This is a genomic window from Stenotrophomonas sp. STEN046, assembly GCF_056759755.1.
On sequence record NZ_JBRRDR010000012.1, the window covers coordinates 39,464 to 63,589 of the forward strand.

At 65.8% G+C, this 24,126-nt stretch carries 17 protein-coding genes; 8 read left to right on the forward strand and 9 right to left on the reverse strand.

The window, feature by feature from the left end:
* Positions 1-10 precede the first annotated feature (10 nt).
* Positions 11-4,918 carry an alpha-2-macroglobulin family protein gene (locus ACVOLJ_RS08270; protein ID WP_481563896.1) on the reverse strand — a complete coding sequence of 1,636 codons (4,908 nt, stop codon included), beginning with the start codon at positions 4,916-4,918 and terminating at the stop codon, positions 11-13.
* 505 nt (positions 4,919-5,423) lie between these two features.
* Here ACVOLJ_RS08270 and ACVOLJ_RS08275 point away from each other — a divergent pair.
* Entirely contained in the window at positions 5,424-6,446 is a 1,023-nt protein-coding gene (locus ACVOLJ_RS08275) for a WD40 repeat domain-containing protein (RefSeq protein WP_481563897.1), read from the forward strand.
* Positions 6,447-6,642: 196 nt separating this feature from the next.
* Here ACVOLJ_RS08275 and ACVOLJ_RS08280 read toward each other — a convergent pair whose 3' ends face one another.
* The 5 genes from ACVOLJ_RS08280 to prpB form a co-directional block, all read right to left on the reverse strand.
* A complete protein-coding gene (locus ACVOLJ_RS08280) occupies positions 6,643-8,103 on the reverse strand; it encodes a bifunctional 2-methylcitrate dehydratase/aconitate hydratase (protein ID WP_475279981.1) in 1,461 nt (486 codons plus the stop codon).
* Between the two features lie 152 nt (positions 8,104-8,255).
* Complete coding sequence (gene prpF, locus ACVOLJ_RS08285; RefSeq protein ID WP_481563898.1) at positions 8,256-9,434, reverse strand: 2-methylaconitate cis-trans isomerase PrpF; 1,179 nt, start codon at positions 9,432-9,434, stop codon at positions 8,256-8,258.
* 51 nt (positions 9,435-9,485) lie between these two features.
* Positions 9,486-12,104 (reverse strand): Fe/S-dependent 2-methylisocitrate dehydratase AcnD, encoded by a 2,619-nt coding sequence (gene acnD, locus ACVOLJ_RS08290; RefSeq protein ID WP_481563899.1) that lies wholly within the window; start codon positions 12,102-12,104, stop codon positions 9,486-9,488.
* A 106-nt stretch (positions 12,105-12,210) separates the two neighbouring features.
* Positions 12,211-13,368: a bifunctional 2-methylcitrate synthase/citrate synthase gene (gene prpC / locus ACVOLJ_RS08295; RefSeq protein ID WP_475279984.1), complete on the reverse strand. Its 1,158-nt coding sequence runs from the start codon at positions 13,366-13,368 to the stop codon at positions 12,211-12,213.
* A gap of 35 nt (positions 13,369-13,403) precedes the next feature.
* Entirely contained in the window at positions 13,404-14,297 is an 894-nt protein-coding gene (gene prpB, locus ACVOLJ_RS08300) for a methylisocitrate lyase (RefSeq protein ID WP_481563900.1), read from the reverse strand.
* A gap of 153 nt (positions 14,298-14,450) precedes the next feature.
* Between prpB and prpR the strand changes: the two genes are divergently transcribed.
* Positions 14,451-16,034, forward strand: coding sequence for a propionate catabolism operon regulatory protein PrpR (gene prpR, locus ACVOLJ_RS08305; protein WP_481563901.1), 1,584 nt, complete (start codon positions 14,451-14,453; stop codon positions 16,032-16,034).
* A gap of 35 nt (positions 16,035-16,069) precedes the next feature.
* Here the strand turns inward: prpR and ACVOLJ_RS08310 are convergent, their stop codons facing one another.
* Together ACVOLJ_RS08310 and pdxH are read right to left on the reverse strand one after the other, a co-directional pair.
* Positions 16,070-17,119 carry a hypothetical protein gene (locus tag ACVOLJ_RS08310; protein ID WP_481563902.1) on the reverse strand — a complete coding sequence of 350 codons (1,050 nt, stop codon included), beginning with the start codon at positions 17,117-17,119 and terminating at the stop codon, positions 16,070-16,072.
* A gap of 95 nt (positions 17,120-17,214) precedes the next feature.
* Entirely contained in the window at positions 17,215-17,814 is a 600-nt protein-coding gene (gene pdxH, locus ACVOLJ_RS08315) for a pyridoxamine 5'-phosphate oxidase (protein ID WP_475279988.1), read from the reverse strand.
* A gap of 40 nt (positions 17,815-17,854) precedes the next feature.
* Here pdxH and ACVOLJ_RS08320 point away from each other — a divergent pair, with 40 nt between their 5' ends.
* Positions 17,855-18,694 carry a kinase gene (locus ACVOLJ_RS08320; protein ID WP_481563903.1) on the forward strand — a complete coding sequence of 280 codons (840 nt, stop codon included), beginning with the start codon at positions 17,855-17,857 and terminating at the stop codon, positions 18,692-18,694.
* 6 nt (positions 18,695-18,700) lie between these two features.
* Here the strand turns inward: ACVOLJ_RS08320 and ACVOLJ_RS08325 are convergent, their stop codons facing one another.
* Complete coding sequence (locus tag ACVOLJ_RS08325; RefSeq protein WP_049465447.1) at positions 18,701-18,904, reverse strand: dodecin family protein; 204 nt, start codon at positions 18,902-18,904, stop codon at positions 18,701-18,703.
* A gap of 98 nt (positions 18,905-19,002) precedes the next feature.
* Here ACVOLJ_RS08325 and ACVOLJ_RS08330 point away from each other — a divergent pair, with 98 nt between their 5' ends.
* From ACVOLJ_RS08330 to mdtD, 5 genes are all read left to right on the forward strand, one after another.
* The gene (locus ACVOLJ_RS08330; RefSeq protein WP_475279990.1) at positions 19,003-19,545 is read left to right on the forward strand and encodes a shikimate kinase; all 543 of its coding nucleotides are present in this window, start codon (positions 19,003-19,005) and stop codon (positions 19,543-19,545) included.
* Positions 19,542-20,654: a 3-dehydroquinate synthase gene (gene aroB, locus ACVOLJ_RS08335; RefSeq protein ID WP_481563904.1), complete on the forward strand. Its 1,113-nt coding sequence runs from the start codon at positions 19,542-19,544 to the stop codon at positions 20,652-20,654. Before ACVOLJ_RS08330 ends, aroB begins: the two co-directional genes overlap by 4 nt.
* 124 nt (positions 20,655-20,778) lie before the next feature.
* Positions 20,779-21,018, forward strand: coding sequence for a WGR domain-containing protein (locus ACVOLJ_RS08340; protein WP_475279992.1), 240 nt, complete (start codon positions 20,779-20,781; stop codon positions 21,016-21,018).
* Positions 21,019-21,045: 27 nt separating this feature from the next.
* Positions 21,046-22,128, forward strand: coding sequence for a uroporphyrinogen decarboxylase (gene hemE / locus ACVOLJ_RS08345; protein ID WP_475279993.1), 1,083 nt, complete (start codon positions 21,046-21,048; stop codon positions 22,126-22,128).
* Positions 22,129-22,232: 104 nt separating this feature from the next.
* The gene (mdtD, locus tag ACVOLJ_RS08350; protein WP_475279994.1) at positions 22,233-23,642 is read left to right on the forward strand and encodes a multidrug transporter subunit MdtD; all 1,410 of its coding nucleotides are present in this window, start codon (positions 22,233-22,235) and stop codon (positions 23,640-23,642) included.
* The last annotated feature ends 484 nt before the right edge of the window (positions 23,643-24,126 follow it).

Below are 24,126 nucleotides of genomic sequence, written 5' to 3' on the forward strand. Positions count from 1 at the left end.
GTCCGCACGATCACGGCTGTACCACCGTCAGCGTCGTCGGGTTGCTGCGGCCCACACCGCGCAGCTGCGGCCGGTACATGTCTTCCACCAGCGGCGGCGGCACCGAGTATGTTCCCGGGGTGACCGCGCGCACCAGATAGAACACATTGGCCTTGCTGCCGCGCGAGAGCTTCAGCGCTGCCACGTAGCGGTCATCGCGGAACTCTTCATGCTTGGTGTCGGCCGCCTCGCTGCGATCGCTGATGGTGATCCCGTCCACCACCACGTCGGCCCACTGCTTGGCATCGCCCAGGTTGAGGTTCTCGATCTCCAGGCCGGCCGGCAGCAGGTCGGTCAGCAGCGCATCGGGCATCTCGCTGTCGGAGGTGACCGTGACCCGCACGATCAGGGCTTCGCCTTCCTTCAGCGGACGCGGCGACCACGGCTTGCCGTCGGTGCCGAAGTAGCTGCGCTCCACGCCGATCACGCTGTTGTCCGGTGCCGGCGCAGTGCGCGGGATGCCGGCCACATCAATGCTGGCAAACATCGGCGGCTGCCCCTGCGGGGTGAACCGCACGCCGCTGGCCAGTTCGCTGGCACTGAAGTTGCGGCCGAACAGCTTGCGCTCGCCGACGCTCTCGGTGTTGCCACCGATCACCAGTTCACCGGCCACCAGCGCCTTCTGGTTGGCCGCCAGCGCCTTGCCCAGTCGCGCGATGGCGACCTGTTCCTGCGTGCTCAGCCACATCCAGCCACTGTTGCGGCGGGCATCCAGGCCGCGGCCGAGATCGACTGCGCGTGCATCCCAGGCCGGTTTGGCCAGCTTGTTTTCGTGGGTCAGTGCAATCATCAACGCGTCATCGCGCACTGCACTGCCGTAGTCGCCAAAGTACGACGGACGTTCACTGCTGGACTTGGCAAAGCCGGCCGCCAGCGCAGCCTGGCCACGCTTGGCGTCACCCTGCAGCGACAGTGCCACGCCCAGATGGACCAGCGACAGGCCACCGACGGCCTTGCTGCGCTCGTTGTCGTACAGCGTGCGCAGCGTACCCAGCGGCGCACGGTTGACCCGCGCCAGCACGTAGCCCGAATACGCCTGGTTGGCGAACTTCAGGCTCTCGCGCTTTTCCTGCCCGTAGAACTGGTTGCCGCCGGACAGCAGGTCTTCGCTCAGGCGGTTCAACGCCTTCTGCAGCACGTTGTCCGGCACCGCAAAGCCACCGTCCTTGGCATCCAGCAGGAACTCGGCGATGTACGGCGTCAGCCACGGGTTCACATAGCCGTCGTCGCCCCACATCGAGAAGTTGCCATTGGCCACCTGCATCGATGCCAGTCGCCCGAACGCGCCTTCCATGCGCTCGCGGCGGGTCTTGGCATCCAGGCCATCGGCACCGAGCATCGACGAGGTCGCCTGATCCAGGATCAGTGCGGCGTAGCCCTTGCTGGTGGTCTGCTCGGCACAGCCATACGGATAGTTCAGCGCACCCTGCAGCGCGCTGGCGAATGGAATCGGCGGCAGCGGGCTGACCAGCAGGCGGGCATTGACCGACTCGGTCATCAGCCCGTCCATCAGGCTGCCATCGAGGCTGACCGCCGCCAACGGATCGAGTGTGCGCACCTGCGATCGCAGCACCTGCGGCCAGGCCGCACGCACCGGCAGCTCGTAGCGGCGGTCGGCCTTGAAACCATTGCCGTCCACGCGCACACGCACCTTCGCCACGCTGTGCCCCTCGCGCGCCGACAACGGGAAGCTCAAGGTGGTCTTGGCATCGGCATCGAGCTGCACGCTGCGCGTGCCCTCGCCCAGGGCCAGCGGCCCTTCGCTGTCCACCCGCACGTTGAACTGGCCCGGCTTGCCGGTGAAGTTCTGGACATCCAGGGTGACCGTGCTGCGGTCGCCCGGCGCCAGTACGCGCGGCATGCTGGCCTCGGCCAGGATCGGCGCACGTACCACGGTCTCCACATCGCGCTTGCCGTACTGGTCATCGCTGTAGACCAGCGCCGACACCCGCAGTGTGCCGTTGAAGTCCGGCACCTTCAGGCGGATGCGGGCGATGCCCTTGGCATCCAGCTGCACCGGGCCGGAGAACAGGTCCACGGTCTGCACCCGCGCGGTCGGCCGCTTGGCCTGCGGCAGCGCCTGCAGTGCCATGTCGCCGCCGAACTTCAGCTTGCCGCTGCCACCATCGAAGCTCTCGATCACCCGGCTGTAGATGTCGTAGGCATCGATGCCGAGACGACGCTGGGCGAAGAAATGCGCACCGGCATCGGGCACCGGGAAGCGGGTGATGTTGAGGATGCCCACGTCCACCGCCGAAACGGTGACGTGTGCCATCTTGCCGGCCAGCTGCGGTGCGCTCACCGTCACCGGCAGGTCCTGCTCCGGCCGCATCTGCTTGGGCGCCGACAGCCCCACGGCCACGGTGCGGCCCTTGCGGTCCATCGGCACGTGCACCACGCCGACCGCACGGGCCGGGGTGATCTTGCTCGGCGCGCTGCCACCGCGGAACACCAGTGCGGTGATGTAGACATCGTGGCGCTCCCAGTCGGCGGTGACCGGAATCTTGAACGTGGCACCCGGCTTGGCGTCGATGTCCTGCACGTACAGCATGCGGTCGGTCTCGACCATCAGCACGCCCTTGCCAGCATGTGGCGGGGTCACCGTCACTTCCAGGGTGTCACCGGCCTTGTAGCCGGTCTTGTCCAGGCCCAGCTTGATCTTGTCCGGGCGCGCATCCAGGCCACGGTTGTCATCGCCCCAGCTCCAGCCGGCGCGGAACGGATAGCGGCTGGTCAGGCCGGTGGATGGATCGAACACGTCCACCCGGTACTCGCCCCATTCCACGGCGAAATCGAAGGCCACCGCGCTGGCGCCGGCATCGACGGTGCGGGTTTCCTTGTTCTCGAAGCGGCGGGTGAAATCGTAATCCCAACGGTTGTCGTTGAAGGTCCAGTGGTAATCACGCAGTTCGCGCACCAGGGTGATCTTCAGGCCCTTGGCCGGCTGCGGTTTGCCGGCCGCATCCACGCGCATCAGCTCGAAACGCGCATTGCCGTTGGCATCGGCACCATCGTCGGGGTTGAACAGCGGGCGCACGCCCACCAGTGCGGCCGCCGGCCACACCACCCGCTTCAGGGTGCGGGTAACCGTGCGGCCACCGGTTTCATACAGGCTGCCCGACAGCACCACCGCGATCGGCGCCTTGGCCTTGGTCGCCTCTTCCGGCAGTGCGACGTCTTCGCGCAGCTGGCCATTGGCCGGCAGCTTGGTATCGATCACATCCTTGGCTTCGCGCGGCAGCTGCAGCGTCGGGTCGCCGAAGAAATAGCCCGGCATCCCTTCCACCGGCTTCTGCTCGGCGGCCACCGCCATGCGTGCGGTGAAACGGTTGCCATCGGCCGGGGCGCCATACAGATAGGCACCGTTGGCCTGCAGGCGCAGTTCTTCGCCCGGCTTCAGCGTCTTCTGCGCGCTGTCCAGGTCCAGCTTCATGCGCTCGGGCAGGAATTCCTCGATGCGCAGGGTGATGCCCTGGATCGCTTCCTTGCTGGCCGGGTCGGTACGGAACTCGACCTGCCAGCGCCCGGTCGGCGCCTCGGCGGGGATGGTCTGCTCGAAGTTGATGTAGCCCTGTTCGCCCGGCTGCAGGCGCGTTTCGCGGAAGGTCTTGCCGTCCGGCTGCTTCAGGCGCAGGAACACCGGTTGTGCCTTGACCGGCTTGCCATCGTTGTCGCGCAGCAGTGCGGACAGGCGCACGGTCTCGCCGGGGCGGTACAGGTCACGACCAGACCAGGCGTAGACGTCGAACCAGGCATTGTCACGCCCGGCCACCGCGAACTCGCTCAGGTCCAGCGCGGGCTGGTTGAATGGCAGGAAGCTGGTGTCCTTGCCGCTGCTGGCCACCAGCACGTGGGTGGCATCCAGGGTGTAGTTCAACAGCGCGTTGCCGTTGCTGTCGGTGCTGCCCTTCAGCACCACCTCGCCCTTGGCATCGAGCACGCGCAGGTCGATGCCCTTCAGCGAGGCACCGTCCTTCAGCGCGGCGGTATGGACGAACAACTTGTCCTTGTAGGCACGGGTATGCAGGCCGATGTCGCTGACCGAGAAGAACGCGGTATCGAACTCGCCTTCATAGTCACCGGTGCGCTTGAGCAGCGCGAAGTACAGCCCGGGCTCCTGTAGTTCCTTGATGTCCTGGGTCGGCAGGTAGGTCAGCACCCGCTCGTTCTGCTTGCCCCCCAGGATGAAGCGGTTGACGTAGACCGGCTCGGCCAGCTTGCTGATCGGGCTGCGCTCGTAGTCGCTGCTCAGCTCCCAGCTGCCACGGCGGCCGCCGCGCTGGTACTGGCTGAAGAAGGTCGGCAGGTCCTTCTCGCGCACGCGCAGGAACTCGACATCGACCTCGGGCACGTTCACCGACACCACCGGCAGGCCGCGGCTGTCCTTGGCCGGCAGCACGCTGCCCTGCGAGGCAAAGCCGGCCACCGGCTTCAGCTCGCCGCTGAACACCTTCTGCTTCAGTTCCTTGCCCAACCGGCTGCCATCGGCGGCCAGCAGGTCCGGGGAGACTACCAGGCTGAATTCCTTGCCGGCCTCGACGAAGGGATAGCGCAGGGTCAGGCCGTCGTCGGACAGGGTCCAGCTGCTGTCATCGTTACCGACCTTCTCCTCGAACCGCACCAGCTTGTCGAAATCCTGGGTGCCGACCAGCGGGCGCGAGAACTCCAGCGCCAGCGACAGGCCTTCACTCTTCTGGTCCGGGTAGGCGCGCAGCAGGGTGAACTCCTTCACCTGCTCGGCCTTGGTGGCGATGGCTTCGCCGCTGGCCTTGGGCAGCTGCCCGCTGTCATTGCGGCAGCCGGCCAGACCCAGCAACAGGCCTCCTGCCAGTACAGCCGCCGCCCAACCCCACCGCTTCCGCCGTGCCGGACCGCTCATGTCGTCACTCCTTGATCGAGGTGGCCATTATAGGCAGGCCGCGTCAAGGTGTTGACGCGAATTCGGCAGGAGCGCATCGGCGGGGTAGCGCCGGGCCATGCCCGGCGGGATCGGTAGCCGCCAACCTTGGTTGGCGATAGCCGTGGCAACCAAGGTTGGCACCTACCCAAGCGCCCTCCCCCGCTGCGCCAGGCACAGGCCGATGCAGGCAACCTGTCTGGCTTGGGATCGGGCGCTCCCCCCAATCGTGGCGCGCAATGTCCTGGCGGAGAGAAGGCCGAAGCCGCCCCAAAGTGACGGGTTCAACCCTCGAGTGAGCGACTTCCCAATCGGCCTTCAGTCGCCGCTGTAGCATCGGCATCAGGCCTTCTGGACAGCAGTGAACATTGCAATGACACGAGTACGCATGATTCAGGATCCAGCGACCGGTAAGGTCTGGGGTACACGATGTGACCGAGGTACTGTCGAAGTCACCTCCGGAATCCCGGGGAAGCTGAAGTCACAGTTGAAAGACTTCCCGAGTCCCGACGAGGCACTGAAATGGGCCATCAAACAGGAGTGGTCGCGGCTGAAAAAGGGCTTCGTACTCGTGAACCCTGCTGCTGCCGCAGGCGAACCCTGCATGCATCGTTACATTGGCGGGGGGTACACGGGAGCCCTGATGATTGCGGGTTGCAATGGGAAGCTGGCGACCAATCAGCACCAGGACGAAGACACGCATGGTGCGGCAACCGACATGTTGCTGCTCATTGGTGAAGACACTGAGATCATCCATGGTTGGCGATCAAGCAAGACGGACCTTGCCTGGTCGGCACTACCTACGGATGACCGAACAGGATTCCTGATTCGATTCGACTCTGGAATCTACCTTTGGCCTTCAGATGGCAGTCCTCCCCAGCGGATCAGCGACGCATCCGTACTGTCATCGCCCTTCCTGACAAGGTCCAACGGGCATGCCGCATGGCATGACGGTGAGCAGGTAACGGTAATGAGACTCGACGATGGAAGGCACATCATGCAGCTGGTGCGCTCCCCTGCGATGGTTGGCGGGCATTCCGAGCAGATGATGGGCACGCTCTCAGCGGATGCCACGATGCTTGCCTGCTGTGCCAATCCGGGTGAGATCGAGTACATCGATGTCGCCCAGGCCAAGACCGTGCGCCGACATCAGGCTGATTTTGAAATGATCGTCAAGATGGAGTGGAGCGCGGATGGACGCTGGTTGTTGGCCTTGGAACAGTATGGACGGTGGCGCCTGCTGTGCCTGGAGGCGGCAACAGGCGAATCCCGCCCCGGGTGGCCGGAGTTCACTGATATGACACGAACTGACTTTGCACTGGACTGCGACAGCAAGCGATTGGCCGTCATGCACCGCGGTCATATTGCACTTTATGACTTTGCAGACATGAGGGAAATTCGACGCTTTCCCGTCGATCATGTGGTGCGTACCGCGCATATTGCATGGACGGGAGACAATGCCATCTCGGTGCGAACGGACTACGGATGCCTTTCCACATATGTGATCTGATCCGGCTGAGCCTATCGCTATCGCGGGATTACACTATCTCTGAGGAACCTCTGCAGACTGCAGCGTGGACCAAAGCATCCCGGTAGATGCCACCCCTGGTTGGCGTCGGCCATGCCAACCAAGGTTCGCACCTACCAAAGCGGGTCGAGGCACGTGCCCGTCAAGCACGCGCAGCGCCAGAGCCGGCGAAGCGCCCCTACCCCGGCAGGTACAGGTCCACGTAGTCGGTCACCGCCATCGACGCCAGCGCCACCGGGTCCAGCGATGCGGCCAGGATGCGCTGCTGCTGGGCGGTCGGGAAACGGTGGGCCAGGTGCCGGCGGAACTTGTCCATCAGCAAGGGAATCCCTTCCTCGCGGCGGCGGGCGTGGCCAAGCGGATACTCCACCAGCACCTCAGGCAGCTCACTGCCATCGCTGAAACGCACACGCAGGCCGTTGGCGATGCTGCGCTTGGCCGGGTCCAGGTAGTCGGCGCTGAGCTGCGGATCCTCGTGACAGGCCATCTTTGCGCGCAATGCGTCGATGCGTGGATCGGCGGCGACATCGTCCTCGTAGTCCTCGGCCACCAACCGCCCATGCAGCAGCGCGATGGCGATCATGTACTGCACGCAGTGGTCGCGGTCGGCCGGGTTATGCAGCGGGCCCTGCTTGTCGATGATGCGGATGCAGGCGTCCTGCGTGCGGATGGCGATGTGTTCGATGTCCTCGACGCGCCGCCCGGCCACGCGCAGCTGCTGGTGCAGCGTGATGGCCGCCTCCACCGCGGTCTGGCCGTGGAACTCGGCCGGATAGCTGATCTTGAACAGTACGTTTTCCATCACGTAGCTGCCCAACGGACGCCCCAGGGTCAGCGCCCGGCCATGCATCGAAACGGCCTCGAACCCCCAGGTGGGTGCACTGAGCACGCTGGGGTATCCCATTTCGCCGGTTGCCGCGATCAACGCCAGGCGCACGCCCCGGCTGGTGGCATCACCGGCAGCCCAGCTTTTGCGGGAGCCGGTGTTGGGCGCATGCCGGTAGGTGCGCAGGGCCTGGCCATCGACCCAGGCCAGCGACAGCGCGTTGAGCATGCGTTCGCGGTCCAGCCCGAGCAGCTGCGCGACCACGGCGGTGGTCGCCACCTTTACCAGCACCACATGGTCCAGCCCGACCCGGTTGAAGGAATTCTGCAGTGCCAGCACGCCCTGGATCTCATGCGCCTTGATCATCGCCAGCAGCACGTCGTGCACGGTCGGCGGCGGGCGGCGCAGGGCCTGCGCGTTGCGTCCCAGCCAATCGCAGACCGCCAGGATGCCACCGAGATTGTCCGACGGATGGCCCCACTCGGCAGCCAGCCAGGTGTCGTTGAAATCCAGCCAGCGCACCATCGCGCCGATATTGAACGCGGCCTGCACCGGGTCCAGCACATAGTGCGTACCTGGCACATGCGCACCGTTGACCACGCTGATGCCCGGCACCAGGGGACCGAGCAGCTTGCTGCAGGCCGGGAAGGACAGTGCCTCCAGCCCGCAGCCCAGCGTGTCGAGCAGGCAGTGGTGCGCGGTCTGGAATGCCGGTGCGGAGTCGATGCGCGCATCGCGCACGTAATCGACGATGTCCACCAGCAGCGCATCCCACGCTGCACGCTCGTTGGATGGGGTGGGGTTGTCGGACATCGTCGATCTCCTCTTCAGAAAAGCAGGTCAGGCCGCGCATCCCGGTAGTCGCTAACCTTGGTTGGCGCCGGACATTGCCCGGGCGGTGCCAATGCCATGCCAACCAAGGTTGGCATCTACCTAAGCGTGTGATGCGAGCGCCGATCGGCTGGTTACTCGGCCGGCACCCGCACCTTGCCTTCCATCAGCACACGGGCGCTGCGGCTCATGATGGCCTTGCTTACTGTCCACTGCCCGTCAACGCGTGCCGCCTGCGCACCCACGCGCAACGTGCCGGACGGATGGCCGAAGGTCACCGCTTCGCGCTCGCCGCCGCCTGCTGCACGGTTTACCAGCGTTCCGGGAATTGCTGCTGCAGTGCCGATGGCCACCGCAGCGGTACCCATCATCGCGTGGTGCAGCTTGCCCATCGACAGCGCGCGCGCGTGCAGGTCGATGTCCGCCGCAGAAATCGACTTGCCGCTGGACGACACGTAGTCCTGTGCCGGCGCCACGAAGGCCACCTTCGGCGTGTGCTGGCGGGTGGCCGCGTCTTCCAGCTTCGAGATCAGGCCCATGCGCACTGCACCGTAGGCACGGATTTTCTCAAAGCGCTCCAGCGCCGCCTTGTCCTCGTTGATCGCCGGCTGCAGCTCGGTGCCGGTGTAGCCCAGGTCGGCGGCGTTGAGGAAGATGGTCGGGATGCCGGCGGTGATCATCGTCACCTCGAAACTGCCTACGCCCGGTACGTCCAGCGTGTCCACCAGGTTGCCGGTCGGGAACATCGCGCCGGCATCGCCGTCGTCGGACGGATCAATGAATTCAAGCTGGATCTCGGCGGCCGGGAAGGTCACGCCATCCAGCTCGAAATCGCCGATCTCCTGCACCTGCCCGTCGCGCATCGGCACATGGGCAATGATGGTCTTGCCGATGTTGGCCTGCCAGATACGCACGGTGCACAGGCCATCGCGCGGCACGCGGGCCGGATCGATCAGGCCATTGGCGATGGCGAACGGGCCGACCGCGGTACTGAGGTTGCCGCAGTTGCCGCTCCAGTCGACGAAGGCGGTATCGATCGAGACCTGCCCGTACAGGTAGTCCACGTCGTGGTCCGGCACCGAGGCGGTGGAGATGATCACGCACTTGCTGGTGCTGGAGGTGGCGCCACCCATGCCGTCGGTCTGCTTGCCATACGGATCGGGCGAGCCGATCACGCGCATCAACAGCGCATCGCGCGCGGTGCCTGGCACCTGCGCGGCGTCGGGCAGGTCCTGCAGGCGGAAGAACACGCCCTTGCTGGTGCCGCCACGCATGTAGGTGGCGGGAATACGGAGTTGCGGGAGGAAGGTCATGGATGTGTTCCTTGCAGATAAAGACGGCCCGTTGCCGGGCCGTCAGGCTTCTTACGCCACCTTGGCCCCTTCCAGGAAGTCCTGGGCGAAACGCTGCAGCACGCCGCCTGCCTCGTAGATCGCCACTTCCTCGTCACTGTCCAGGCGGCAGGTGACCGGCACGATCACCTGCTGGCCGTCGCGGCGATGGATGACCAGGGTCAGCTCGGCGCGCGGCGTGCGCTCACCCGTCACGTCAAATGTCTCGGTGCCGTCGATGCCCAGGCTCAGGCGGGTGGTGCCCGGCTTGAACTCCAGCGGCAGCACGCCCATGCCGATCAGGTTGGTGCGGTGAATCCGCTCGAAGCCCTCGGCCACGATCGCCTCCACGCCGGCCAGGCGCACGCCCTTGGCGGCCCAGTCGCGCGAAGAACCCTGGCCGTAGTCGGCGCCGGCAATGATGATCAGCGGCTGCTTGCGCTCCATGTAGGTCTCGATCGCTTCCCACATGCGCATCACCTTGCCTTCCGGCTCCACGCGCGCCAGCGAGCCCTGCTTCACGCTGCCATCCTCGTTGCGCACCATCTCGTTGAACAGCTTGGGATTGGCGAACGTGGCGCGTTGCGCGGTCAGGTGGTCGCCGCGGTGGGTCGCGTAGGAATTGAAGTCCTCTTCCGGCAGGCCCATCTTCGCCAGGTATTCGCCGGCAGCGCTGGAGGCCAGGATCGCGTTGGACGGCGACAGGTGGTCGGTGGTGATGTTGTCCGGCAGCACCGCCAATGCGCGCATGCCAGACAGCGCGCGCTCACCGGCCAGGGCGCCTTCCCAGTACGGCGGGCGGCGGATGTAGGTGCTCTGCGGGCGCCAGTCGTACAGCGGGCTGACCGCCGCACCGTGCTCCACGCGCACGTTGAACATCGGGTTGTAGACGCTGCGGAACTGCTCCGGCTTCACTGCCGCCTTCACCACGGCGTCGATCTCGGCATCGCTCGGCCAGATGTCCTTCAGGCGCACCTCGTTGCCGTCGCCATCCACACCCAGCACGTCCTTCTCGATATCGAAACGCATGGTGCCGGCGATGGCGTAGGCGATCACCAGCGGCGGCGAGGCCAGGAAGGCCTGCTTGGCGTACGGGTGGATGCGGCCATCGAAGTTGCGGTTGCCCGACAGCACGGCGGTGGAATACAGGTCGCGGTCGATGATCTCCTGCTGGATGGCCGGATCGAGCGCACCGCTCATGCCGTTGCAGGTGGTGCAGGCGAAGGCGACGATGCCGAAGCCCAGCTTCTCCAGGTCCGGCAGCAGGCCGGATTCTTCCAGGTACAACTGCACCGCCTTGGAGCCTGGCGCCAGCGAGGACTTCACCCAGGGCTTGCGCAGCAGGCCACGCTCGTTGGCCTTGCGCGCCAGCAGTGCGGCGGCGATCACGTTGCGCGGGTTGGAGGTGTTGGTGCAGCTGGTAATGGCGGCGATGATCACCGCGCCATCCGGCATCAGACCCTGCGCCTGCTCGGCCCGGCCCGCCTCCAGCTTGGCGGCGTCGGCGATGCCGCGCTCGGCCAGCTCGGCCACCGGCAGGCGACGGTGCGGATTGCTCGGGCCGGCCATGTTGCGCACCACGGTGGACAGATCGAAGCGCAGCACGCGCTCGTACTGCGCGGTGGCCAGATCATCGCCCCACAGGCCGGTGCCGCGTGCGTAGTTTTCCACCAGCGCCACCTGCGATTCCTCGCGCCCGGTCAGGCGCAGGTAGTCGATGGTCTGCGCATCGATGTAGAACATCGCCGCGGTTGCGCCATATTCGGGGCACATGTTGGAAATGGTGGCGCGGTCACCGATGGTCAGTGCCGCGGCACCCTCGCCGAAGAATTCAAGCCAGGCGCCCACCACGCGTTCCTTGCGCAGGAACTCGGTCAGTGCCAGCACCACGTCGGTGGCGGTGATATCCGGTTGCGGCTTGCCGGTCAGTTCGACGCCGATGATGTCCGGCAGGCGCATCCAGGACGCGCGGCCCAGCATCACGTTCTCTGCTTCCAGGCCGCCAACACCAATCGCGATCACGCCCAGCGCATCCACATGCGGGGTGTGGCTGTCGGTACCCACGCAGGTATCGGGGAAGGCGACCCCGTTCTGCACGTAGATCACCGGCGACATCTTCTCCAGGTTGATCTGGTGCATGATGCCGTTGCCCGGCGGAATCACGTCCACGTTCTCGAAGGCCAGCTTGGTCCAGTCGATGAAGTGGAAGCGGTCCTCATTGCGGCGATCCTCGATCGCGCGGTTCTTCTCGAACGCCTGCGGATCGTAACCCCCGCATTCCACCGCCAGCGAGTGATCGACGATCAGCTGCACCGGCACCACCGGGTTGACCTTGGCCGGGTCGCCGCCCTTGTCGGCGATCGCGTCGCGCAGGCCGGCCAGGTCGACCAGTGCGGTCTGGCCAAGAATGTCATGGCACACCACGCGTGCGGGGAACCACGGGAAATCCAGATCACGACGACGCCCGATCAGCTGCTTCAGCGAATCGGTCAGCGTGGCCGGATCGCAACGACGTACCAGGTTTTCGGCCAGCACGCGCGACACGTACGGCAGGGTGGCATAGGCGCCCGGCTGAATCGCATCGACAGCGGCACGCGCGTCGAAATAGTCCAGCGAAGTGCCGGGGAGGGTCTTGCGGTAATCGGTATTCATGGGCTGGCGGAATGCTCGTGGCGGGCCGGGTGCCGGCGGTACGGCGGTGAAGGCATCCGGCCGGCACGAGGCCGGCCGGATGCATGCAGCGGGTGCAGCGGTGTGATCAGGCGCGCTTGTCGATGGCGACGAAGTCGCGATCTTCCGGGCCGATGTAGTTGGCGCTCGGGCGGATGATCTTGCCGTCGATGCGCTGTTCGACGATGTGCGCGCTCCAGCCGGCGGTGCGGGCGATCACGAACAGGGGGGTGAACATCGCGGTCGGCACGCCCATCATGTGATAGCTGACGGCGCTGAACCAGTCCAGGTTCGGGAACATCTTCTTGATGTCCCACATGACCGTTTCCAGGCGCTCGGCAATGTCGTACATCTTCAGGCTGGACTGCTCTTCGGACAGCTCGCGGGCCACGTCCTTGATCACCTTGTTGCGCGGATCGGACACGGTGTAGACCGGGTGGCCGAAACCAATCACCACTTCCTTGCGCTCCACGCGGGCCTTGATGTCTTCCTCGGCCTCGTCGGGATTGTCGTAGCGCTTCTGCACTTCGAAGGCCACTTCATTGGCACCGCCATGCTTGGGACCGCGCAGCGCACCGATGCCACCGCAGATCGCGCTGTACATGTCGCTGCCGGTGCCGGCGATGACGCGGCAGGCGAAGGTGGAGGCATTGAACTCGTGCTCGGCGTACAGGATCAGCGAGGTGTGCATCGCCTTCACCCACGAATCCTGCGGCTTCTCGCCATGCAGCAGGTGCAGGAAGTGACCACCGATGGAGTCATCGTCGGTTTCCACGTCGATGGCGCGGCCGTTGTGGCTCCAGTGGTACCAGTACAGCAGCATCGAGCCGAGGCAGGCCATCAGCTTGTCGGCGATGTCGCGCGCGCCCGGATGGTTGTGGTCGTCCTTTTCCGGCGACACGCAGCCGAGTACGGACACGCCAGTGCGCATCACGTCCATCGGGTGCGCCGACGGCGGCAGTTCTTCCAGCGCCGCCTTCACCGCGGCCGGAATGCCACGCAGCGACTTCAGCTTGGCCTTGTACGAAACCAGCTCGGCGCGGGTCGGCAGCTTGCCGTGCACCAGCAGATAGGCGATTTCCTCGAACTCGCTGGTGTTGGCCAGGTCCAGGATGTCGTAGCCACGGTAGTGCAGATCGTTGCCACTGCGGCCCACGCTGCACAGCGCGGTGTTGCCGGCAGCGGTGCCGGACAGGGCGACGGACTTCTTCGGCTTGAAGGTCGGGGTTGCGGTCGTATCGTTCATGTTTCCCTCCGAAACTTGATGGTGCAGGGTACTGCTTATTTCTTGGCGGCGAACAGCGCATCGAGCTGCTGCTCGAAGGCGTGGTAACCGATACGGTCATACAGCTCTTCGCGGGTCTGCATGCTGTCGATCAGTGCGCGCTGGTGGCCTTCACGGCGCACCGTCTGGTAGACGTTCTCGGCGGCCTTGTTGGCCGCGCGGAAGGCCGACAGCGGGAACAGCTGGATGGCCACACCGGCCGAGGCCAGCTCGTCGCGGCTGAACAGCGGGGTGGCGCCGAACTCAGTGATGTTGGCCAGCACCGGCACCTTCACCGCATCGACGAAGCGACGGTAGGTATCCAGGTCATAGGCGGCCTCGGCGAAGATGCCGTCGGCGCCGGCTTCGACGCAGGCAATGGCGCGCTCGATGGCCTTGTCAACGCCGTCCACCTGGATGGCATCGGTACGGGCGATCAGGAAGAAGTCCGGATCGGTCTTGGCATCGGCGGCAGCCTTCACGCGGTCGACCATTTCACCCTGCGACACGATCTCCTTGCCCGGGCGATGGCCGCAGCGCTTGGCGCCGACCTGGTCTTCGATATGGCAGGCCGCGGCGCCGGCCTTGATCAGCGACTTCACGGTGCGGGCGATGTTGAACGCACTCGGGCCGAAGCCGGTGTCGATGTCGACCATCAGCGGCAGGTCGCACACGTCGGTGATGCGGCGCACGTCCACCAGCACGTCTTCCAGGGTGTTGATGCCCAGGTCCGGCAGGCCCAGCGAACCGGCCGCCACACCGCCGCCGGACAGGTAGATGGCACGGAAGCCGGCGCGCTTGGCCAGCAGCGCGTGGTTGGCGTTGATCGCACCGATCACCTGCAGCGGCGACTCGGCAGCCAGCGCCTCGTGGAAGCGGGCACCAGCGGAAAAGGGAGTGAAAGCAGTCATGCGGCAATCCAGATTGGAGACGGTGGGTAAGGCGCAAACACCATGCCAACCTGCAAGCGGTTGATTTCAAAGGCATGACCACTCTGAAGCGATGAAACATATGAAACATTGAAACGCATGTATCATGAAACACCATTTCCCGGCGCCGTTGCCATGTACCTGCCCCGCTCGCCCCTGCGCCATGCCGACGCCGACCCCGGCCGCCCGGTGATCTGGACCGTCAGCGTTTCGCGCTTGACCGGACTGCTCGGCGACGTCATTCCCGAGTTCGACCGCCGCGCCCGCATCGAGCAGATCAACCTCGGCTTCGAGGAAGCGGTGGACGTGATCGGCCAGCGCCTGCGCCGCGAACACTGCGACGTGGTGATTGCCGGTGGCTCAAACGCGGCGTGGCTGCGGGGCCGCCTGGACCTGCCTCTGGTACCGATCCAGGCCAACGGCTTCGACCTGATGGAAGCGCTTGCGCGTGCACGACGCATCGCACCTCGCATCGGCCTGGTCACCCACGCCAGCGACGTGCCGGTGTTCAGCAGTTTCCAGCAGAGTTTCGGGCTGGATATCGAGCACCGGCGCTTCGTCACCCGCGAAGACGCACGCGACTGCATCGGCGATCTGCGCGCCAACGGCATCGAAGTAATCGTCGGTACCGGCATGGCCATCGACCACGCCGAACAGGCGGGCCTGCCCGGCGTACTGCTGTACTCGGCCGACTCGGTGCGGCAGGCGTTCGAGCACGCGCTGGAACTGACCCAGGCCCTGGCCCGTTCCGGCGGAGCCCGCCCTGCCCCGCGGCGACGTCCCGCGTCGCGCGCCGATACGCATGAACTGCTCGGCGACAGCGACGCGATGGCCGACGTGCGCGCGCAGATCGCGCTCTACGCCCCGCATGACAGCACCGTACTGGTCACAGGCGAAACCGGCACCGGCAAGGAGCTGGTCGCGCGCCAGCTGCACGCGGCCAGTGGCCGCCGTGGTCGCTTCGTTGCGCTGAACTGCGGCGCGATCAGTGAATCGCTGCTGGAAGCGGAACTGTTCGGCTACAGCGATGGCGCCTTCACTGGCGCGCGTCGTGGCGGTCGTGTCGGCCTGGTGGAAGCCGCCGACGGCGGCACCTTGTTCCTGGATGAGATCGGCGAACTGCCACTGCCACTGCAGACCCGCCTGCTGCGGGTACTGGAAGAGCGCGAAGTGCTGCGCGTGGGCGCCACCGAACCGACCCCGGTCGATCTGCGCGTGGTCGCCGCCACCCTGCAATCACTGGAACAGCGCGCGGCGGCCGGCAACTTCCGTCGCGACCTGTATTACCGCCTGGCCGCATTGCGCATCGCCCTGCCCTCGCTGCGTGCCCGGCGCAGTGACATCCCGCTGCTGGCACAGCACTTCTTCCGCCAGCTGCGCGGTATCGATGCGCCACTGGATGAGGATGCCATGGCCGTGCTGGTCGCCGCCGGGTGGCCCGGCAATGTGCGCGAACTTCGCAATCTGGTCGATCGCCTGCGCATCCACTGGCAGTCGGGCGAAGGGCTGATCGATGCGGCACGCCTGCTGCAGCTGGCGCCCGAACTAGTGAACGAAGGCGCCGCGGCATTGCCCGTGGAAAGCAGCGGCAAGCGCCCGCCGCGTGTGCAGCTGGAAACGCTGCTGCAGGAACATCGCAATGACCGTGAAGGCATGGCCCAGGCGCTGGGTGTGTCACGCACCACGCTGTGGCGCTGGCTGCGCGCGGAAGGCCTATAACCTCAATACCGCGCTTCGCACCTTGAAACTCCGCCTCAGAACTTGAATCTATTTGCGAACATTCTCCGCTTTCTGGATTCGATGGGATCACGCGTGGGCAGCTCTTCAAGAGCGATCACTTCCCCCGTCAGGTGCAACCAGACGTCATCGAACAGTCGATATCCAAGTGGCTCTTCAAAGCCGCGCTCAAAAGCGAAGAAATAGTTCTCTTCCACGAAACGGGTCTTTCGCTCCCCCCAACCGTGAGCCACCGACGGGGACAACGCAAACGACCCTCCGGTCATGAAGGCGCGCTCAGCAAACAGAACAGCGGCCACATCGGTACGGAGCTGCGTGCGCACGCGATTGGAAAACGAAGGGTCACACATCGCCATCACCATCGTTTCCCCATCCTCGGGAATCACCACTGCAAACACCTCCACCACACGGCGGTCCAACCGGAGCAGAAATCTTGTCTCGATGGCTGCGGGAACTGCGAATGGCAACCGGCGACAATGCACCTCCGGACCAAGCTGCCCTCCCGCATGGGTTTGGAGGCTTATCACAGAACCCGCCTGAAGAACCTGCTGGGTGTAGCTCTCCCCCTCCAGGACATACGCTAAAAAGTCTGCTGCCGCCCCCAAAGACAAGTGAGAAACAGCTGGCTCGACCCGATCACCGGCATTCGCAAGCCCTGAAGTTTCATGACACAACTGCGCAGTTCTAGCTCTGAATGAGAACTTGGACGCTGTCCGGTACATCTGCAGGAGCACGTCCTGGACGGTCGATACTCCCACGCCATCAAGCGCACCAAACAGCATCTCATGCCTATCGCAGAAGCCCCGGAAGACGGACGCGTCGCCAATTCCTTGAGGCGCGAAGGCAATCTTCTTCCAAAAATCCCTGCCAGCCAGCTGCACTTTCGGTGCCAAGACCTTTCCACCCTCGGCCAGAGACCGCAGAACACGTTCTTTGGAAATCGTATGCGATCCGACAGCAGCCTCCGCGCATCCGCGATAGGCGCACTTGTTCTTTGCCTTCTTCCCTTCTCGTTGGATTCTCGTCTTCTCCACTCGCGCGCTCAGCGCATCGCCAGAAACGTCCAAACCTGCCCTCCTTTGCATGCACGACCAGCACAATACGAACAGCGAGCGTCAATTGCAGACAAGCTCAGCGGCCATTTACCATGTATTACGCTACCTTACGGGTACAGCAACCGCTTGCTCCAGCGCCCTTCGGCACCGGCTTCATAGCACCAGCGCTCGTGCAGGCGGAACTGCGCGCCATACCAGAACTCGATGCGGTCGGGCACCACGCGCAGACCACTCCAGCCGTCCGGGCGCGGCACGTCCTTGCCCTCGAAGCGCGCCTCGATCTCGGCCACGCGCGCGTCGAATTCCTCGCGCGTGGCCAGCGTCTTCGACTGCTGCGAGGCCCATGCGCCGATCTGGCTCATGCGTGGGCGGCTGGCGAAATAGGCATCGGCCTCGGCATCGGCCACCTGCTCGACGCCGCCTTCGATGCGCACCTGGATGCCGGCCTCGCGCAGGCTGCGCCACAGGAACAGCAGTGCTGCCTGCGGGTTGGCGTGCAGTTCCTGGCCCTTGTGACTGTCCAGGTGGGTGTAGAACACGAAGCCACGCTCGTCGAACGCCTTCAGCAGCACGGTGCGCGCCGAGGGACGGCCCTGCGCATCGGCAGTGGCCACGGTCATTGCGGAGGGCTCGACTTCGGCACTCTTTCCCGCCTCCTCGAACAGCGCGGCAAAGGTCGACAGGGCTTCGGCGTACAGGTCGCTCATGACAGCATTCTTCTCACACGGTTTGGGCTATTGTGGCGGCATGGTCGCTGCTGCGTACATGCCCCAGGTGAAAGGATTCCCGGAAACACTGGCCGAGCAGGCGCTGGATGATGCGCTGGACAGCGGCGCAGCCATTCCAGTATTGGCGATCAGCGGGCTGCAGGGGAGCGGCAAATCGACGCTGGCCGCACAGATCGTTGCCCGCGCCCAGGCGCGCGGGCTGAACGCGGCCACGCTGTCCATCGACGATGTCTACCTGACCCGCGCGCAGCGACAACGCCTGGCCCGCCAGGTACATCCACTGCTGATCACCCGCGGCCCGCCCGGCACCCACGATCTGCCACTGGCGCACGCGGTGCTCGACGCGGTGGCCACGCGCCAGCCCTTCGCGATGCCGCGCTTCGACAAACTGGCCGACGAGCGCCTGCCCGTGGCCCAGTGGCCGCAGCTGCAGCTGCAGCTGCAGCAGCCATTGGACCTGCTGGTATTCGAGGGCTGGTTCCTCGGTACGCCAGCACAGGAAGAAGCCGAACTGCTGGCCCCGCTCAATGCACTGGAACGCGAGGCCGATGCCGATGGCCGCTGGCGGCAGTGGTGCAACCAGGCCCTGGCCCGCGACTACCCGGCACTGTGGCAGCGCTGCGACCGCCTGTGGTTCCTGCAGCCACCGGATTTCTCGGTGGTGCCGCGCTGGCGCTGGCAGCAGGAACAGAATCTGCAGACCACCCAACCGGGCCGGCACGGGATGAGCCGGCCGCAGCTGGAGCGCTTCGTGCAGTACTACGAACGGGTCAGCCGGCAGGCACTGCATGCCCTGCCCGGCCTCGCCGATCACGTGGTGGTGCTGGACGGCCAGCGCCAGGTGCAGGCCGTCCGCTGAGCCTGTTCACTCCACCAGGAAAGTGATCCGCAGGTTCACCCGCCACTCGGTGATTTCGCCGTTGCCATCGGTGACCACCTTGGTCTCGTTGATCCAGGCGCCCTGGATGCCCTTGACCGTCCCGGAGACCTTCTTCAACCCGCTTCGTACCGCGTCTTCCACGCTCTTGGGCGAGGAGGCATTGATTTCGATGACCTTGGCAACCGACATGGCAGGTACTCCGTCAAGCGCGGGAAACCCCGCAGGAACCCCCACCGTGACGTGAAGAACGTAAAGGCCAAGGCACGGAGGTGTTAGGATCAGAGGGCATGAATCCCGCTCTGAACCTGATCCTGATCGGCCCGATGGGCGCCGGTAAAACCTGCATCGGCCGCCGTCTCGCCGAGCGCTTCACGCTGGACTTCGTCGATGTCGACCAGGCCATCGTCGATGCGACCGGCGCCAGCATTCCCACGATCTTCGAACATTCCGGCGAAGCCGGCTTCCGTGCCCATGAGCGCGAGGCCCTGGCGCAGGTGCTGGCCGGTCGTGGCCAGCTGGTGTCCACAGGCGGAGGCGCGGTGCTCGATCCGGACAATCGCGCCCTGATCGCCCGGCGCGGCTTCGTGGTCTACCTGCGGGTAAGCGTGGCCGCGCAGCTGGAGCGCCTGTCGCGCGACAAGGCCCGGCCACTGCTGCAACGCCCCGACCGCGAGCAGGTACTGCACGAACTGGCGGCACACCGCGATCCGCTGTACCGCGAACTGGCCGACCTCACCCTCGATACCGACCCGTTTACCGCCGCCGATGCGACCGCCCAGCTTGTGGTCAAGCTGGCTGCGCAATGGCAGCGACAGGACCCCACTGCATGACCTCCCCTGCATTGCTGCAGGTCGCCGTTGGCGGCGACCGCCCCTATTCCATCACCATCGGCGCCGGTGCCCAGACCGATGGCACTGCGCTGGCCGCCCACGTACGTGGCCGTCATGTGCTGCTGGTCAGCGACAGCGAAGTCGCCCCGCGCTACCTCCAGGCGGTCATGCAGACCCTGCTGGCCGCGCGCCCGGACCTGATCGTCGGCCAGCATGTGCTGGCTACAGGCGAGGCTTCCAAGACCCTGGCCGAGTTCGGTGCCGTCATCGAAGCGCTGGCTGCACTGGGCGCCACCCGCGATGCCTGCGTGTTCGCCCTTGGCGGCGGCGTGGTCGGTGACCTCGCCGGCTTCGCCGCGGCCTGCTGGATGCGCGGTGTCGACTGCGTGCAGCTGCCGACCACCCTGCTGGCGATGGTCGATTCCTCGGTGGGCGGCAAGACCGCCGTGGACATCCCGGCCGGCAAGAACCTGGTGGGCGCCTTCCATCCGCCGCGCGCAGTCATCGCCGATACCCGCGTGCTGGCGACCCTGCCACCGCGCGAGCTGCGTGCGGGCCTGGCCGAAGTGGTGAAGTACGGTGCGCTGGGCGACGCCGTGTTCTTCGAATGGCTGCAACAACATGCCGCTGCGCTGGTGGCGGGCGAGGATGGGGTGATCGCCGAAGCCATTGCCCGCAGCTGCCGGCACAAGGCCGCCATCGTCGAACGCGACCCGTTCGAGAAGGGGGAACGTGCCCTGCTCAACCTCGGCCACACCTTCGGCCACGCGATCGAAACCGAACAGGGCTACTCGGCCCCGGGCCGTGATGCACTGAATCATGGCGAGGCCGTGGCGGTCGGCATGGTACTGGCTGCACAGCTGTCGACCGACCTCGGCCTGGCCGAGGACGCTGATCGCGCACGTCTGCAGGCGCTGCTGGAACAGCTGGGCCTGCCGGTGGCCATTCCCGCAGGCCTGGACCCGCAGGCCCTGCTCGGCCGCATGCGGCTGGACAAGAAGAACGTTGCCTGCCGCCTGCGCCTGGTGTTGTGGCGAGGCATGGGTCGGGCCGAAGTGGTGCCCGACGTGGATGAAGCGGCGGTGCTGAAGGTGCTGGGCGCAGGCTGACCGGTAGTGCCGGCCGCTGGCCGGCATCCACGCGATGGCACCGACGTTTCATGAGGTTGCCGGCCAGCGGCCGGTACTACCGCGTTGCGGCGGGGGTCACCCCGGCCCCGCTACAATCGGTGCCATGCACGTCCATCTGCAACAACCCGCCGACGGTGCCCAGGCACCGCGCTTCCTGCGCCTGACCCTGCTGCCGGACCTGTTCGGCGGCTGGGAACTGCTGCGTGAGTCCGGCCGGGTTGGCACCCGCTCGCAGCTGCGGCGCGAGCTGTACCTGCAGGCCGCCGAGGCCCGCCACGCCTTCGACAAGGCCCGTGATGCCGAACTGCATCGCGGTTTCCAGATCCTTTCGCACGGCGATTGATCCCGCCGCTGCCCTCCCACCCAAGGAATGCCCAACGTGACCAGCCCTCTCCGCAACGATCGCCTGCTGCGCGCCCTGCGCCGCGAACCGGTGGACTGCACGCCTGTCTGGCTGATGCGCCAGGCCGGCCGCTACCTGCCGGAATATCGCGCCACCCGGGCCAAGGCCGGCAGTTTCCTGGCGATGGCCAAGAACCCGGAGATCGCCTGCGAAGTGACTCTGCAGCCGCTGCGCCGCTTCCCGCTGGATGCGGCCATCCTGTTCTCGGACATCCTCACCATCCCCGATGCGATGGGCCTGGAACTGTACTTCGTGGAAGGCGAAGGCCCCAAGTTCCGCCATCCGGTACGTGATGAAGCGGCCATCGCCAAGCTGGCGGTGCCGGACATGGAACAGGACCTGGGCTATGTGATGGACGCGGTGCGCCTGATCCGCCGCGAGCTGGACGGCCAGGTACCGCTGATCGGCTTCTCCGGCAGTCCCTGGACACTGGCCTGCTACATGGTCGAAGGCGGCGGCAGCAAGGATTTCGCGCGCATCAAGGCGATGGCGCTGAACCACCCGCAGGCCCTGCACCGCCTGCTGGAGGTGACCACCGAGGCGGTCATCGCCTACCTGGGCGCGCAGCGCGCGGCCGGTGCACAGGCCCTGCAGGTGTTCGACACTTGGGGTGGCGTGCTGTCGCCGGCGATGTACCGCGAATTCTCGCTGCGCTACCTGCAACGCATCGCCGAGGGCCTGGAACGCGGCCAGGGCAGCGAGCGTACGCCGCTGATCCTGTTCGGCAAGGGCACCGGGCTGCACCTGGAAGCCTTGTCGCAGACCGGTGCCGATGCACTGGGCCTGGACTGGACCCTGGACCTGGACGAAGCGTTGCGCCGCACCGGTGGTCGCGTCGCCCTGCAGGGCAATCTGGACCCGACCACCCTGTATGCCTCGCCCGATGCGATTGCCGCCGCCGCTGCGCGCGTGCTCGATACGTATGCGGCCGGCAACGGCGGTTCGCGCGAGGGCCATGTATTCAACCTCGGCCACGGCATGTCGCCGGACATGGACCCGGCGCACGTGCAGGTGCTGGTCGACGCGGTGCACGCGCACAGCCGTCGCTGAGCACCGGCCACACCGTCACGGCGCGATGCCGCGCGTGATCTTTATCGCGCCGTGACCCCGGGTGCGCGATCATGGCGTCCCCCACGCAGCACCGGCCGCACGCCATGTCCGCATCGCCAGACGATTATTCCCGCCACCGCCCCCTGCTGTGGCTGGTATCGCTGGCGATCTTCATGCAGATGCTGGACTCGACCATCGTCAACACGGCGCTGCCGGCAATGGCCGCCAGCCTTGGCGAAAGCCCGCTGCAGATGCAGTCGGTGGTGTTCAGTTACGCACTGGCGGTAGCCACCTTCATTCCTGCCTCGGGCTGGATCGCCGACCGATATGGCACCCGCCGCACGTTCCTGGTGGCCATCATCCTGTTCACCCTCGGGTCGCTGGCCTGTGCGATGGCCCAGCAGCTGCACCAGCTGGTGGCCGCGCGCGTGCTGCAGGGCATCGGCGGCGCGATGCTGTTGCCGGTGGGTCGCCTGGCGGTGATGCGTTCGGTCTCGCGCGAGGATTTCCTGCGCGCGATGAGCTTCATCGCCATTCCAGCACTGGTCGGGCCACTGATCGGCCCCACCCTCGGCGGCTGGCTGGTGGAAATCGCCTCGTGGCACTGGGTGTTCCTGATCAACCTGCCGATCGGCGTGATCGGCTTCATCGCTGCGATGAAGATCATGCCCGACCACTACGCCAGCCACCGTACGCGCTTCGACCTGCGCGGCTACGCAATGCTCGCCTTCGCGATGGTGGTGTTGTCATTGGCATTGGACGGCATCTCCGGGCTCGGCACGCCGCATGCGCTGGTGATGCTGATGACGGTGGCCGGACTGGCCGCGCTGGTCGGTTACTGGCTGCATGCAGCCAACTCCACCGCGCCGCTGTTTTCGCTGGCGTTGTTCCGGGTGCCGAGCTACCGCATCGGCATCCTCGGCAATCTGTTCTCGCGCATCGGCAGCAGTGCGATGCCGATGCTGATCCCGCTGCTGCTGCAGGTCGGGCTCGGCCTGGGGCCGATGAACGCCGGGCTGATGATGGTGCCGGTGGCGGCCGCGGGCATGGTATCCAAGAAGCTGGCGGTGAAGCTGGTCGAACGCTATGGCTATCGACGTGTGCTGATGATCAATACGGTGCTGGTGGGGCTGGCGATGGCCAGCTTCGTACTGATGGCACCGGGCCAGCACCTGGCTGTGCGCCTGCTGCAGCTGGCATTCTTCGGCGCGGTCAATTCGCTGCAGTTCACCGTGATGAACACCGTGACCCTGCGCGATCTCGACCGCGAATTCGCAAGCTCCGGCAACAGCCTGCTGTCGATGGTGATGATGCTGGCCGCCGGTTTCGGCGCAGCGGCAGCCGGCAGCCTGCTGGCCGCGTTCGGCACACAGCTGGAAGGCCACGGCGCGACGGCGGCGCTGCACGCCACCTTCCTGTGCGTGGGCGCGATCACCCTGACCTCGACGTTGATCTTCTGGCAGTTGCCCGATACCCGGCCAGAACCACGCGAAGTGGAACACGTGGCGGAGTAGCGGGTCCGGCAGGGCTGCGCCCTGCACCTGCCAAAGCCAAAGCCGAAGCAACAGCAAAAGCGGGCCTACTGTGGGATGGCGGTGTGGGTCCGGTTGCGGGGGACGCTGCAAGTACGTCCCTGTAAGCTCGATCGCCGCATCCATGCGGCTCACGCCCCCGCAACCGGACCCACACCGCCTTCGACAGTGTTCCGCGATCTGTTGAATCTCAATCGATCAATTTCGAATATCTGACAGATTCCATCCACGCATGGCGTGGATCTACCAGGCGCCGGGAAACTGTCGGAGGTGGGGCGGTGTCGGATTGCGGGGTGTCAGCTGCATGGGCCCGAGGCATGCCTCGGGCTGCCAAGCCTACAAGGACGTACTTGCGGCGTCCCCGCAATCCGACACCGCCCCGCCCACTCACGGATAGCCCGCTTTTGCCGTTGCCGTTGCCGTTGCTCTGGCCTCGGCAGGTGCAGGGCGCAGCCCTGCCGAACAA

What these genes read in the sequence shown, in the direction of transcription:
- ACVOLJ_RS08270 (WP_481563896.1), bottom strand. Translation starts at nt 4,918, where the DNA reads ATGAGCGGTCCGGCACGGCGGAAGCGGTGGGGTTGGGCGGCGGCTGTA.
- ACVOLJ_RS08280 (WP_475279981.1), bottom strand. Translation starts at nt 8,103, where the DNA reads ATGTCCGACAACCCCACCCCATCCAACGAGCGTGCAGCGTGGGATGCG.
- prpF (WP_481563898.1), bottom strand. Translation starts at nt 9,434, where the DNA reads ATGACCTTCCTCCCGCAACTCCGTATTCCCGCCACCTACATGCGTGGC.
- acnD (WP_481563899.1), bottom strand. Translation starts at nt 12,104, where the DNA reads ATGAATACCGATTACCGCAAGACCCTCCCCGGCACTTCGCTGGACTAT.
- prpC (WP_475279984.1), bottom strand. Translation starts at nt 13,368, where the DNA reads ATGAACGATACGACCGCAACCCCGACCTTCAAGCCGAAGAAGTCCGTC.
- prpB (WP_481563900.1), bottom strand. Translation starts at nt 14,297, where the DNA reads ATGACTGCTTTCACTCCCTTTTCCGCTGGTGCCCGCTTCCACGAGGCG.
- prpR (WP_481563901.1), top strand. Translation starts at nt 14,451, where the DNA reads ATGTACCTGCCCCGCTCGCCCCTGCGCCATGCCGACGCCGACCCCGGC.
- pdxH (WP_475279988.1), bottom strand. Translation starts at nt 17,814, where the DNA reads ATGAGCGACCTGTACGCCGAAGCCCTGTCGACCTTTGCCGCGCTGTTC.
- ACVOLJ_RS08320 (WP_481563903.1), top strand. Translation starts at nt 17,855, where the DNA reads ATGGTCGCTGCTGCGTACATGCCCCAGGTGAAAGGATTCCCGGAAACA.
- ACVOLJ_RS08325 (WP_049465447.1), bottom strand. Translation starts at nt 18,904, where the DNA reads ATGTCGGTTGCCAAGGTCATCGAAATCAATGCCTCCTCGCCCAAGAGC.
- ACVOLJ_RS08330 (WP_475279990.1), top strand. Translation starts at nt 19,003, where the DNA reads ATGAATCCCGCTCTGAACCTGATCCTGATCGGCCCGATGGGCGCCGGT.
- aroB (WP_481563904.1), top strand. Translation starts at nt 19,542, where the DNA reads ATGACCTCCCCTGCATTGCTGCAGGTCGCCGTTGGCGGCGACCGCCCC.
- ACVOLJ_RS08340 (WP_475279992.1), top strand. Translation starts at nt 20,779, where the DNA reads ATGCACGTCCATCTGCAACAACCCGCCGACGGTGCCCAGGCACCGCGC.
- hemE (WP_475279993.1), top strand. Translation starts at nt 21,046, where the DNA reads ATGCCCAACGTGACCAGCCCTCTCCGCAACGATCGCCTGCTGCGCGCC.
- mdtD (WP_475279994.1), top strand. Translation starts at nt 22,233, where the DNA reads ATGTCCGCATCGCCAGACGATTATTCCCGCCACCGCCCCCTGCTGTGG.